Origin of the sequence: Actinobacillus vicugnae (assembly GCF_901687125.1) — a bacterium.
GTDB classification, from domain to species: Bacteria; Pseudomonadota; Gammaproteobacteria; order Enterobacterales; family Pasteurellaceae; genus Actinobacillus; species Actinobacillus vicugnae.
This window is the reverse complement of record NZ_CABFJY010000022.1, coordinates 92,125-105,605: the sequence shown is the minus strand read 5'-3', so window position 1 is coordinate 105,605 and position 13,481 is coordinate 92,125. Positions and strand designations below refer to the sequence as shown.

Below are 13,481 nucleotides of genomic sequence, written 5' to 3'. Positions count from 1 at the left end.
TTGCGTATCACAAACTTACTCAATTGGGCGAACATCCGCTCAATACCAAGCCTGATCAATTCTTTATTCTTAAAAAAGGGACATCAAGCCTAAAATTAGCCTAGGTGTTAAAAGGGTGAAAAACTTATCCCTTGTTCTCTTATGAGATACTTATTCTTACCTCTATTGTCGAACAAGATCTAGGTGTTGTAAGCAAGCGCCCACAAGTTACCACAGTGTTTATTAACCGCTTGAAAATTAAGATAAAATTGCAAACTGATCCAACGGTAATTTTACGGAATGGGCGAACGTTATGATAGCAATGAAGTGAGAAAGCGGTCGATTCTTACCAATTTTTTACAAGAGCAATTTTTGCTTGAGCTAACATCAATTCAGATAAATCTACCCCTCCAGGCGCTGTGCTCCAAATAAAAAAGCCCACAAATGTGGGCGATATGTTACTGATATAGGGCAAGTTTTTGTAAGGTTTGATATGCTTTATCGGTTGTGAGTAGGGCTTTTACGCGTTGCACATTGGCTTTAAGATCTCGCTCACCAAAGGTGCGCATCAACATAGCGGTATTCACTGCGACCGCATCAATATGTGCGGCTTCGCCTTTGCCTTGTAATAAAGCGGTGATTTTTGTCGCATTTTCTGCAGGCTCTCCTCCTTTGAGCGCCTCAATGCTGTGGCGCTGAATCCCGAAATCTTCTGGCGTAAGGGTGAAATAATGAATCTCGCCATTTTCAATTTCAGCAACTTGTGTTTCAGCATGTACCGCAACTTCATCTAGCCCCGCCCCATGTACCACAATTGTATGTTCATGATTTAGACTTTTTACCGTTTCGGCATAAATTTTTAGCACCTCAGGTGAATAAACTCCGAGTAATTGACGTTTAGCATGTGCGGGATTAACTAATGGCCCTAAAATATTAAATAACGTGCGTGTTTTTAGTGCTTGGCGCACAGGAATCGCATATTTAAAACCTGCATGATAGAGCGGTGCAAATAGGAAACAGAGATTACACTCATCTAACGCTTGGCGTGCAGTTTGTGGCGAAATTGCTACATTAATCCCTAATGAAGAAAGTACATCGCTGGCACCTGTTTTGCTTGATACGCTACGGCTACCGTGTTTAGCGATTTTATAACCTAAGGTCGCCGCCACGATAGCACTGGCAGTGGAAATATTTATTGTATTTTGCCCATCGCCACCTGTGCCAACAATATCTGCAAATAGATAATCTGGTGTTGCAAATGGCGTAGAATGTGCAAGAGCTGCTTCCACTGCACCAGATACTTCAGCGATAGATTCGCCTCGCAATTTCAATGCAATAAGAGCCCCAGCAAGCTGCTCGTTGGTTAATTTGCCTTGAATAATTTGTTCGAAAAAGTATTGTGCTTCTGCTTTGTTTAAGGTTTGTCCATTAAAAAGCTGGCTAAGAAGATTGTCGAGTTGCATATTTTTATCCTGTTATTTTGTTATAGAAACAAGCGGTCATTTTTGGGGTTAATTTTGCAAGCCAAGTAGCCATTCAACCGATTGTTTTAATAATTTCGTACCTTCTACAGTTAAAATCGATTCAGGGTGAAATTGGAATCCACAAATAGGCAGTTGTCTATGACGAACCGCCATCACAATATTCTCAAAACGTGCATTAACCACCAATTCTTCAGGCAAGTTATCGCCCATTAATGAATGGTAGCGAGCAACAGGCATCGGGTTATTAATGCCGTGGAACATGGCTTGATTGTCGTGTTCTATTCGAGAAACTTTGCCATGCAACACGCTACCTGTATGCACCACTTTACCTCCCAATGCCTCAATAATCGCTTGATGCCCGAGGCAAATACCAATCATCGGCAGCACGCCTTTAAGCTGTTTGATGATTTCAAGCAAATTGCCTGCTTCTGCAGGAGTACCAGGGCCTGGCGAAAGTGCTACGATACAATCTTTTATATTTTTTGCTTTTAGTAAAAAATCGTCTAATGGATAATCGTTACGAAAAATCGTTACTTGATGACCTAATTCACGAAATTGATCGACTAAGTTGTAGGTAAATGAATCAAAATTATCAACAAAAAGAATATGAGCCATAAATATCCGCCTTATTTTATATTTACTTGTGCAATTGCTTTTAATACCGCTTTCGCTTTATGACGAGTTTCATCCGCCTCGGATTGAGGATCGGAATCCAGTACCTCACCGCAGCCAGCCTGTACATAAGCTATTCCGTCTTGTACAAAAGCGGAGCGAATCACGATACAGGTATCCAAATCGCCTTTCGATGTTAAATAACCAACCGCTCCACCATAGCTATGGCGTTTTTGTTGTTCTACTTGATAAATCAATTGCATTGCTTTGATTTTCGGCGCGCCCGTGAGAGTCCCCATATTCATACAGGCTTGATAAGCGTGTAAAGCATCTAAATCAGTGCGCAAAGTGCCAACTACGCGTGAAACAAGGTGCATAATTTGTGAATAGCGGTCGATTTGCATTAAATCGACAACCTTGCGTGAGCCCGCTTGGCAAACACGAGCAACATCGTTACGAGCAAGATCCACTAACATTAAATGTTCTGCTAATTCTTTTTGATCTAAACGTAACTCTAACTCCAAACGAGAATCTAATTCAGGATCGATATTGCCATTTGCATCAAAACCACGAGGGCGAGAACCCGCAATTGGATAAATTTCTAATTGGCGGTTTACGTGTGAATATTTCAACGCACTTTCAGGTGAGGCACCAAATAGCGTGAAATTTTCGCCCTGCATTAAGAACATATACGGACTTGGATTATTAATTTTGAGCTGGCGATACGCTGCTAAAATATTCGGGCAAGGTAAGCTAAAACGGCGTGAAGGTACAATTTGGAAAACATCACCAATATTAATATGATGTTTGAGTTTTTGTACAATTTGCTTAAATGCTTCGTCTTCAATATTAGTACTCACTTCACCGCTAGCGACTTGAATAGGTAAACGTAATTCACACGGCTGATATTTTGCAAGAATTTGGCTAAATTCGACCGCTTGTTGTTGTAGCTGACCTTGTTGTGTTTCATCGAAGCAGAAAGTATGTAATACCGATTCTTGTTTTTGGTGATCAACAAATACTAATTGTTCGGCGAGGTAAAAGCTGTAATCGTGGCAACGCAAGCCATCATCGTGCAATTGAATACCGTCCATTGGAATAAAGTGAGCCACCAAATCGTAACTAAACAAACCGCCTAAATAAATGGGATTTGCTTCATCAGCAAACAACTGACTCACCGCTCGTAAACCGTCAAAAACGGTGCTGGTTTTGAGCTTACTATCTTCATCTAAGTTTCGTGCAATGAGTGGAAAAGTCGCAGACAAGCGGTCAAATTCGGCATTAAATTTGCAATTTGGCGCAGGACTTAATTGAGCTAATGCCGCTTGGATATGTGGAATAACGGCTTTGCCATTTTCGGTCAGCGCTTCAAAAGTAACACTTTGCGCATCGCAATAAATATGCAGTGCAGCTTGGGCAAACAATAAGCTTTTTAAACTGTTTTTACTTTGAATTTCGGCAGAATCCAATAACAGTGTGTGCGGTTTATTGGCGCATAAATGATAAAAAGTGACTGTTGTATCTTCATAGTAAGGGAGTTGTGTTTGTTGAATATTGACCTTCATCTCGCAATTCCTTTTATTTTTAATATCTGCACTATTAAACTAGTGTAACAAGAATAAGTCAAGCAATTTTTTAGCGAAAAAGCATTTTCGGTTTGTTGTTCTTTCGTAGCTTTTGTACAATTAGCTTTTACTTTTATCATTACTCTTATCTATTGGAATATATTATGGCGACTCCACAATCGGGCATTACGCTCACCCACCGTAAATCGGGAATTTTTATTGAAGCCAATGTGCTTAATATCGACGCATTTCACCCTAAGATTGCAATCATTTACCAAAATTTCCAGCAATTTCAGCAACAATTCGCAAGCGATGAATTGGGGCTAACACTTGCTTTTGGTAAAAGTCTTTGGACACAACTAAAATCAGGCTCCGCGACTGAACTGGCAGATTTCGTAGCATTAGGTAAAGCAGACAGGGAATTTGCGCCAGCAACACAACGTGATTTGTTAGTACATATTCAATCAAATCGTCCTGATGTAAATTTTTCTATTGCGCTGATGGTGGTCGAACAGCTAAAAGATATAGTTCAAATTGTGGAAGAAACACATGGTTTCCGCTGGGTAGAAGAGCGTGATCTTACGGGTTTTATTGACGGTACAGAAAATCCGCAAACTGCTGAAAAATTACGAGAAGTGGCGTTAATTGAAGAAGGCGAAGATGCAGGTGGAAGTTATGTTCTAACTCAACGTTATGTGCATCAATTAAACAAATGGCACAAAATGAATACCGAACGCCAAGAAGAAGTGATCGGTAGAACCAAAACGGATAGCGTAGAGCTTGACAATGTGCCAGAAACTTCTCACGTTGGGCGAGTCGATTTAAAAGAGGACGGCAAAGGGCTGAAAATTTTACGCCATAGCTTACCATACGGGTTAGCAAGTGCTGAACATGGTTTATATTTTATCGCTTTTGCAAAACGTTTACATAATATCGATCAACAGCTGAAAAGTATGTTTGGTGAATTAGATGGAAAAACCGACCGCTTGTTAGGCTTTACTAAGCCTATTTCAGGCAGTTATTACTATGCGCCATCAGTGGAGCAATTGATGGGATTGTAATGCGTTTATAAAAAATAAACGAGAAATAGACAACAGGATTATCAATAGAACTTATGATGATTGTTATGCTTTTATCTACATTCACTTTTCATGTTAGACATAGCATCAGAATTTATCATTTATAAGTTTAGCATTATATCATTATTATGTAAGGGAATACGGCATAATTCCTTAGAGAATCTAAAAATGTTGGTGTATAATACACCAACATTTTTTTCGAAGGATATTACGCTATGAGCCAATTTTTTTATATTCATCCTGATAATCCTCAGGCACGTTTGATTAATCAAGCAGTAGAAATTATTAAAAATGGTGGCGTTATTATTTATCCGACAGATTCAGGTTACGCTTTAGGCTGTGCAATTGGTGAAAAACATGCAATGGATCGCATTGTGGCTATTCGCAAATTGCCTGAAAATCACAATTTTACGTTGGTATGTAGTGATTTATCAGAGCTTTCTACCTATGCATTAGTAACTAATCAATCTTATCGCTTAATCAAAAATAACACCCCGAATCCTTACACTTTTATTTTACCTGCTACGAAAGATGTACCACGTAGATTAATGACTAAACGTAAGACAATTGGGATTCGTGTGCCAGATAATGCTATCGCTTTAGCCCTGATTGCAGCTTTAGGCGAACCTATTTTATCTTGCTCGTTGATGCTACCAGATACTGAAGTCACGGAATCGGATCCTGATGAAATTCGAGAGCATTTAGAGCGTCGTGTCGATCTGATTATTCACGGTGGTTATTTAGGGCAACAGCCAACAACGGTGATCGATTTAACCGAAGACAGCCCTCGAATTATTCGTGAAGGCTCGGGCGATATTACGCCGTTTAACTAATCATTTCCTCCTTGCATAAAGGAGGAATTTCTATTTAAAGACGCTCGTGAGAGCGACAAAGGAATCTTAATGAAAACATTTCAAACTAAAAATACAGAACAAAGATCAGCAAAATTTTCTAAAAATCCACGTTTAGCTGAACGCAATGAAAAGCGTGCTGAGCGTCCAACCTCAAAACCGTTAAAAACTAAAACCTCTTCATCTTTTGCGAAAAAAGCGCAAAATCCGACCGCTTCATCAGCAGAATCACAAGAGAAAAAAACAAAAGTTGTAGGTGAAAAACTACAAAAGATTTTAGCGCGAGCAGGACAAGGTTCTCGCCGTGAATTAGAAGAAATTATTGCGGCAGGCCGTGTGAGTGTAGACGGTAAAATTGCAAGTTTAGGTGACCGTGTACAAGTGAGTAGTTCAACAAAAATTCGTATCGACGGTGATCTCATCAGCTTAATTCCTGCACAAAAAGAAATTTGTCGCGTATTAATGTATTACAAACCTGAAGGCGAATTATGTACTCGTTCAGATCCAGAAGGTCGAGCGACAGTATTTGACCGCTTACCTCGTTTAACGGGTGCACGCTGGGTTGCAGTAGGGCGTTTAGATATTAATACTTCTGGTTTATTACTATTTACCACTGATGGTGAACTAGCAAACCGCTTAATGCATCCAAGTCGTGAAGTTGAACGTGAATATTCGGTGCGTGTGTTCGGTAATATTGATGAAGCCATGTTACAGCGTTTACGTAAAGGCGTTCAGCTAGAAGACGGTCCTGCAAACTTTAAACAAATTAAAACCATCGGCGGAACAGGTTTAAACCAATGGTTTGATGTTACTCTAACAGAAGGGCGTAATCGTGAAGTACGTCGTTTATGGGAATCACAAGGGGTTGAAGTGAGCCGTTTGATTCGTATTCGTTACGGGAATATCAAATTAGAAAAAAGTTTACCTCGTGGCGGTTGGGAAGAAATGGGCTTAGAGCAAGTAAACTATTTGCGTGAACTGGTTGGTTTACCTGCTGAAACTGAAACCAAAGTGGATGTAACCAAAAATCGTCGTCGTACTAATATTCGCCAGATCCGTAAAGCAGTGAAACAGCATACTAAATATCGTACTAAATCTTAATTTCTATAATGAATGTTATAGAAAGGAAGCACTAAAGAGATTTGATAATGCTCTAATCAGATATAAAGGACAACATTGCTACTAAAAAGCCTACTAACATCTATATTATAAGGTGTTAGTAGGCTTTGACGTTATTAGTCAAAAGAGCTTTTATTATGCTATCCCTAAAAACAAAAAAATAGCAAAATAAATAATATCCTGTGCCATTTTGCTAATGGTAATGTAAATAATAAGCCTCTAATAAGTATTGAGATAAAGAAGGAACAACCTTATCAACATGATCAAATTTTGAGTTTAGCGGGACTCAAAAGCCGATTAAATCAGATATATCAATCTTCTAATACCATTAGACCAGGTAAAGTTGCGAAACTTTGCGATTTCACGGTGTTATGGAAATCATTTAGGTAAGCATAGTTCTTATCAGCTTCTCGATATGCTCCATAAAGGTTACTGTATAACCCCTGTTGGGTAATTTTTTTCGCTACCACATAGCCTCGGTCAAGATATGGTTTTACCGCCCAATACGGTAGCGTTGCAATACCTCGTTTACTTGCAACTAATTGAATAATAGCGATCGTTAATTCGCTTGTTCTACGAATCGGGTTGATCCCTGCTGGACGTAGTACTTTCCGCAATAAATCTAACATATCATCAGGCACTGGATAGGTTATCCAAGTTTCATCAATAAAATCTTCGGCTTGCCAAACATCTTTGCTTGCAAGTGGATGATCTTTAGCGCAAATCCCCACCATTTCATAAGAAAAGAGTGGGCGATAGATAATACCATCCGTTTCTTCTGCTTCAGCAACCACTGCCCAATCTGCTCGGTGAGTTAATAATAAGCCGACTGTGTCTGTATGGAAGCCCGACACGATATCAAGTTCTACTAACGGCCAACTTTGGCGGAAAGTATCCATTGCTGGCATTAACCAGTCAAAACAAGTGTGGCACTCCACTGCAATACGTAATTCACCCACTTCACCTTGTTTTACTCGCGCGAGATCGAGTTCTGCTTCGGAGACTTTAGGCAAAATTTCATGCGCTAATTTTACTAGTCGCTCGCCTGCAGACGTAAAACGCAAAGGCTGGGTCTTACGTTCAAACAGCGTTAATTCATACTGTTCTTCTAGTAATTTAATCTGATGAGAAAGCGCGGATTGCGTTAAATGAACACGCTTTGCTGCAAGCGAAACACTTCCGCTTTCTTTTAAAGCGAGCAATGTTTTTAGATGACGAAGTTCAAGAAATATGGGTTTCATTTACAATTAATACAGTATTCATAAAATTAAGTAGTGGATAAAGTATAATATAAATTATTGTTTTCAATAAGTAAATTTTTTTCATTCTGATTCAAGAATAAATTATTTAATTCATGGAACTAAATAAATAAAATCTGGTCAACTTATAATTTTTACATGTTGATTTATACATTATAAATTATTTTTTAACAATTGACTTTAATTTATATGCTGTTATTTTATGTTTAATAAATAAAACTTACAAAACTGTAGATCATTTATTTCAAACTATATACACTTCGGTCAATTGTTTATCAGGACTGACCAGGAGTGTATATTATGCAAAAAATTACAAAAATAAGTTTAACGTTATTAGCGAGCTTAGTTTTAAGTGCTTGTAGTAGCAATAGCGGCGGTAGTGATAATCATGAATTCATCAAACGCTACACCAAATAGCGTTACAACAGATCATTCGAATCAATCGAATAACGCTACTAATAATAGTGGTAATTCAAACCAATCGAATGGTACTATTAATAATAGCGGTAATTCAAATTCGAATAATTCTACTAATAGCAATAGTTCAAATAATCAATCCTCACCCAATAATATGTCATCAAGTTCTGCAACAGGTGCTACTATTATTTTAAAAGAACGAGATGATAAAGTATTAGAAGAGCGTGTAGATGTAACTAATCCAAGTACAGAATATTTAAATGTAGATGGAAAATCACTTAGAGTAAGCTATAAAAATTCGGGTATTTATGCAGGTACTTGGTTAAATATGGGGGACTTACTTGCCTGCTGTGATAAGTATAGTTCAGTACGCTTTGGCGTGATCGAAGGTGGCCCAAATTCAGAAAGCTATTTCTTCTATAACGGCATTCCAACCAGCTCAATGCCAACAAGTGGCACTGCAACCTATCATGGCTATACGCTAATTTCAGGCAATACTCCACAATTTAATCATGATGATTGGTTAGCAGATACCGCACAATTTAATGCTGATTTTGGCGCGAAAAAGCTAAATGGTACTTTAAATGTGGCTACACTTGATCCAGTGAATATTAGTGCGGATATTTCTGGTAATAGTTTTGCAGGTAAAGCAAGTTCAAATACTTTTGCAACTCAAGCTAACGTAGAAGGTAAATTCTACGGGGAGAATGCTAAAGAGCTCGGTGGTATGTTTAGAGATGAAACCCAAATTGGTGACGACGTTGATGGCGCTGGTGGCGCTTGGGGTGGCGTATTTGGTGCAAGCAAATAATTAAGCAATTTAGCCTTAATATTGCTTAGTTAACAAGCGGTCTGATTTTGTCTTTTTTTTGCAAAAAATCGGTGAAATCAGACCGCTTGTGTTTTATGTAAACTTGCCTTCCTTTGAAAAAGGATTATTAAAAATTTTCATAATTAAATTGAAAATTATGAAGTTGCATAATATTTACCATTCTTGCATTATTTAAACATCCAAGTTGAGCCACAAGTAAGGTTCAGCAAACTGAATAACAACATAGCAGGAGTGCCATATGACAACATCACATATCTTAGGTTTTCCACGTGTAGGGGCTAAGCGAGAATTAAAATTTGCGCAAGAACGTTATTGGCGTAAAGAGTTAGCTGAGCAAGATCTATTAGATTTAGCGAAAGCATTACGAGAAAAAAATTGGCAACATCAAGCCGAGGCAAATGTGGATTTTGTTGCAGTAGGTGATTTTACTTTCTACGATCACATTTTAGATCTGCAAGTGGCAACAAGTGCGATTCCTGCCCGCTTTGGTTTCGATAGCCAAAATCTAACATTAGATCAATATTTCCAATTAGCACGTGGTAATAAAGAACAATTTGCGATTGAAATGACCAAATGGTTCGATACTAACTATCACTATCTCGTACCTGAGTTCCACAAAAATACCGAATTTAAAGCGAACCCAGCTCATTATGTAAATCAAATCCGTGAAGCTAAAGCCGCTGGACATCAAGTAAAACCCGTAATTGTAGGGCCGCTTACTTTCTTATGGCTAGGTAAGGAAAAGGGTGAAGCATTTAATCGTTTTGAATTGCTTTCTCAACTGGTTCCTGTTTATCAACAAATTTTAAATGCGATTGCTGCCGAAGGCGTGGAATGGATCCAAATTGATGAGCCAGCACTGGCATTAGATTTACCCGCAGAATGGCGTGTGGCCTACCAACATGTTTATACGCAATTAGCACAAGTAAATGCCAAATTATTACTAGCGACCTATTTTGGCTCAGTTGCCGAACACGCATCATTACTCAAAGCGCTACCAGTGGACGGCTTACATCTTGATTTAGTACGTGCACCAGAGCAATTAGCCGCTTTTACAGATTATCCCAAAGTACTTTCAGCAGGGGTCATTGAAGGACGTAATATTTGGCGTGCAGATTTAAATCGTATATTAGACGTACTAGAACCATTAAAAGCGAACTTTGGTCAGCGTTTATGGATTGCACCAAGCTGTTCGTTACTCCACACACCTTATGATTTAGCGGTAGAAACACAACTTGCACAAAATAACCCAGAACTTTATAGCTGGTTAGCATTTACCCTACAAAAAGTTAAAGAGCTCAATGTGTTAAAACAAGCGTTGAACCAAGGCCGAGCAACGGTTGCTGAACAACTCAATGAAAACCAAAATGCAGCTCAGGCACGTGCGCAAAGTAAAATGATCCATAAAACGGCAGTGACAGAACGTTTAGCTAACTTGCCTGCGAATGCAGATAAACGCCAATCTCCTTTTGCAGAGCGAATTAAATTGCAAAATGCGTGGCTAAATCTACCGCTTCTCCCTACCACAAATATCGGTTCTTTCCCGCAAACCTTAGAAATTCGCCATGCACGTGCAGCCTTCAAAAAAGGGGAGCTATCGCTAGCAGATTATGAAGCTGCAATGAAAAAAGAAATTGAGTTTGTGGTGCGTAAGCAAGAAGAACTTGATTTAGATGTATTAGTGCATGGCGAAGCAGAACGTAATGACATGGTGGAGTATTTTGGTGAATTGCTTGACGGTTTTGCCTTTACCAAATTTGGTTGGGTACAAAGCTATGGTTCTCGCTGTGTAAAACCTCCTGTGATTTATGGCGATGTGACCCGTCCAGAGCCAATGACCGTACGTTGGTCGCAATACGCACAAAGCTTAACGAATAAAGTGATGAAAGGTATGCTAACGGGGCCTGTAACGATTTTACAGTGGTCATTTGTGCGCAACGACATTCCTCGCTCAACCGTATGTAAACAAATTGGTGTAGCGCTTTCTGATGAAGTATTAGACCTTGAAAAAGCGGGCATTAAAGTGATTCAAATAGATGAGCCTGCAATTCGAGAAGGCTTACCACTAAAACGTGCTGATTGGGATACTTATTTACAATGGGCGGGTGAAGCGTTCCGTTTAAGCTATATGGGGGTAAAAGATGACACACAAATTCACACTCATATGTGTTATTCAGAATTTAACGATATTTTGCCTGCAATTGCAGGGCTTGATGCCGACGTAATTACGATTGAAACATCTCGTTCAGATATGGAGTTACTAACTGCTTTTGCCGATTTTAAATATCCAAATGATATTGGTCCTGGTGTGTATGATATTCATAGCCCACGCGTACCAACCGCAAATGAAATCAAGCATTTATTACGTAAAGCGCTAAACGTGATCCCAAAAGAACGTTTATGGGTAAACCCAGACTGTGGCTTAAAAACGCGAGGTTGGAAAGAAACCCTTGAGCAATTACAAGTAATGGTAGATGTAACCAAAAAACTGCGTGCAGAACTCGCTTAAGCATTCACAATAAATAGCGTCTAATTTATCGCTTATGTAAGCGGTCGAATTTGTAAAAATTTTTGCAAATCCGACCGCTTGTTTATTTTATAAATACTTAAAGTTTATTTTTTCTTAAATTAATCCCATAAAAAATTTATAACTATTTATTTTTTGGTATAAATTAAAGGTTATAAAACAACCGTTTGTTATAAATAATCAAATTTAAATGCTTTTACGAATAATTCTTATTGAACCGTTTTAGCAAAATTGCTAGTATCAAAAAACTGTAACTTTTCCATTGAAATACAAGTATCAACGAATGATATTACGTATTTAATCGTTTTAATCTATGAAAAAACACCTAGCAATTTTTAGCTCAATTTTATTTTATTTCTCCAGTATTCATAGCGTTTATGCAGAACAACCTATTAATACCCCTGAAAAAAATATAGAAATTGCTAGGCTGCTAAAAGATACAAAAAAATTGCCTGAATTAGAAAAACATTCCGCAGAAAATATTACTTTTGCAGAACAAGACTTGCTCAAAAATAAACAACTTACTGAACAATTATTAAATCATGCTATAGAGGTTGGAAATCCTAATACGATTGAATATTTACTCTCCATTTATCGCAGTTTTTCTGATACAGATCCGATTTTAATACTATTTGCACAAGCGCAGATTGCTAAAAAACAACAGAAATATAGCCAAGCGATCACCTTTTATAGAACGATTCTGGCTCAAAAACCAGAATTAACACCTGTGCGTATTCAGCTTGCAATTAGCTTATTCCAAGCACAACAAGATAATGCTGCTAAAGATCAATTTGAAAAAGCGTTAAGTGATCCACAGATCCCGCCAGATATTGCGCAATTGGTTCAGCTTTATTTACAAACACTTGCGCAACGGAATGAATGGCAAGTGTCATTAACCGCCAATTACTTACGAGAAGAAAACGTCAATAACGTTTCCAATGATCGCTATATTGAAAATACCGCTTTTGTAAAAAGCGAAACGATGTTGCCTCAAAAGGCGCACGGGATTGGCTATTACTTTGACCTAGAGCGCGATATTAACTTATGGAATGCGCACTACTTACATATAGAAAATAGCTTATACGGCAAAAGTTATTGGGATTATCATGATTATGATGACATTAGTAACCGCTTGTCCTTAGGTTATGTGCATAAGGCAGATCGCCAACGCTTTGCATTTTTACCGTTTTATGAACAGCAATGGTATGGCGGACATCGTTACAAACGTAGTAACGGCGTACGTATTGCTTTTAATCGCTGGTTGAATGCGAATTAGCAAATCTCAAGTGCGGTGGAATATGCTCAAAATTTCTACTCAAATAACCCAAATTTAAATGGCAATAGCAAGCTAGGATCTTTGACCATACTTTTGCGCCCAAGCCCTCGTTATTACTTTTACGCTGGGGCAGATTATACGCAAGAGCGTACTAAAGCCCGCCATTACAGCTATGATTTGAAAACAGCCCGTATTGGCTGGGGACAAGAGTGGCAATGGGGAATTTCTTCTCGTTTAAGTTTCTCTGCTTCAAAACGAAGTTATCAAGATAATCTTGCATTAGGTTCGGTATTTCATTTTGATAAACGCAGACAAGACGAGATTTATCATATTAATGCAACAATCTGGAAACTAGATTGGCACTTATGGGGCATCACCCCGAAGTTAAACTACCACTGGAAAAAACAGCGTAGTAACTTCGCAAGCCTCTATTCTTATTCGGATAAAAGTGTAAACGTATTACTGGAAAAAACTTTTTAAA

Annotated in this window: 9 protein-coding genes and 2 pseudogenes; 7 read left to right on the top strand and 4 right to left on the bottom strand. The window is 38.4% G+C overall.

All coding sequences use genetic code 11. The annotated features are described in order from the left end of the window. Nucleotides 1–140 precede the first annotated feature (140 nt). Nucleotides 141–330: pseudogene (locus F8M47_RS06450) on the top strand (endolytic transglycosylase MltG); the annotation flags it as partial. Nucleotides 331–437: 107 nt separating this feature from the next. On the opposite strand, the gene trpD reads toward F8M47_RS06450, so the two are convergent. From trpD to F8M47_RS06435, 3 genes are read right to left on the bottom strand one after another with little or no spacing between them, the layout of a single operon-like run. Continuing rightward, nucleotides 438–1,442, bottom strand: a complete 1,005-nt coding sequence (gene trpD / locus F8M47_RS06445; protein ID WP_150539315.1) for an anthranilate phosphoribosyltransferase — start codon at nt 1,440–1,442, stop codon at nt 438–440. Between the two features lie 48 nt (nt 1,443–1,490). After that, nucleotides 1,491–2,078, bottom strand: a complete 588-nt coding sequence (locus tag F8M47_RS06440; RefSeq protein ID WP_150539314.1) for an aminodeoxychorismate/anthranilate synthase component II — start codon at nt 2,076–2,078, stop codon at nt 1,491–1,493. 11 nt (nt 2,079–2,089) lie between these two features. Further along, nucleotides 2,090–3,640: an anthranilate synthase component 1 gene (locus F8M47_RS06435; protein ID WP_150539313.1), complete on the bottom strand. Its 1,551-nt coding sequence runs from the start codon at nt 3,638–3,640 to the stop codon at nt 2,090–2,092. A gap of 164 nt (nt 3,641–3,804) precedes the next feature. Between F8M47_RS06435 and F8M47_RS06430 the strand changes: the two genes are divergently transcribed. From F8M47_RS06430 to rluB, 3 genes are all read left to right on the top strand, one after another. Further along, entirely contained in the window at nt 3,805–4,701 is an 897-nt protein-coding gene (locus tag F8M47_RS06430) for a Dyp-type peroxidase (protein ID WP_150539312.1), read from the top strand. A 233-nt stretch (nt 4,702–4,934) separates the two neighbouring features. Then, nucleotides 4,935–5,552 carry an L-threonylcarbamoyladenylate synthase gene (locus F8M47_RS06425; RefSeq protein ID WP_150539311.1) on the top strand — a complete coding sequence of 206 codons (618 nt, stop codon included), beginning with the start codon at nt 4,935–4,937 and terminating at the stop codon, nt 5,550–5,552. Nucleotides 5,553–5,621: 69 nt separating this feature from the next. Then, nucleotides 5,622–6,671, top strand: coding sequence for a 23S rRNA pseudouridine(2605) synthase RluB (rluB, locus tag F8M47_RS06420; protein ID WP_150539310.1), 1,050 nt, complete (start codon nt 5,622–5,624; stop codon nt 6,669–6,671). Between the two features lie 329 nt (nt 6,672–7,000). Here the strand turns inward: rluB and F8M47_RS06415 are convergent, their stop codons facing one another. Beyond that, complete coding sequence (locus tag F8M47_RS06415; protein WP_150539309.1) at nt 7,001–7,930, bottom strand: LysR family transcriptional regulator; 930 nt, start codon at nt 7,928–7,930, stop codon at nt 7,001–7,003. Nucleotides 7,931–8,336: 406 nt separating this feature from the next. Between F8M47_RS06415 and F8M47_RS12380 the strand changes: the two genes are divergently transcribed. The 3 genes and pseudogenes from F8M47_RS12380 (at nt 8,337) to F8M47_RS06400 (ending at nt 13,480) form a co-directional block, all read left to right on the top strand. After that, the gene (locus tag F8M47_RS12380; RefSeq protein ID WP_208790037.1) at nt 8,337–9,176 is read left to right on the top strand and encodes a Slam-dependent surface lipoprotein; all 840 of its coding nucleotides are present in this window, start codon (nt 8,337–8,339) and stop codon (nt 9,174–9,176) included. 259 nt (nt 9,177–9,435) lie between these two features. Next, complete coding sequence (gene metE / locus F8M47_RS06405; protein WP_150539308.1) at nt 9,436–11,706, top strand: 5-methyltetrahydropteroyltriglutamate--homocysteine S-methyltransferase; 2,271 nt, start codon at nt 9,436–9,438, stop codon at nt 11,704–11,706. 331 nt (nt 11,707–12,037) lie between these two features. Continuing rightward, nucleotides 12,038–13,480, top strand: a pseudogene (locus F8M47_RS06400) (surface lipoprotein assembly modifier). The last annotated feature ends 1 nt before the right edge of the window (nt 13,481 follow it).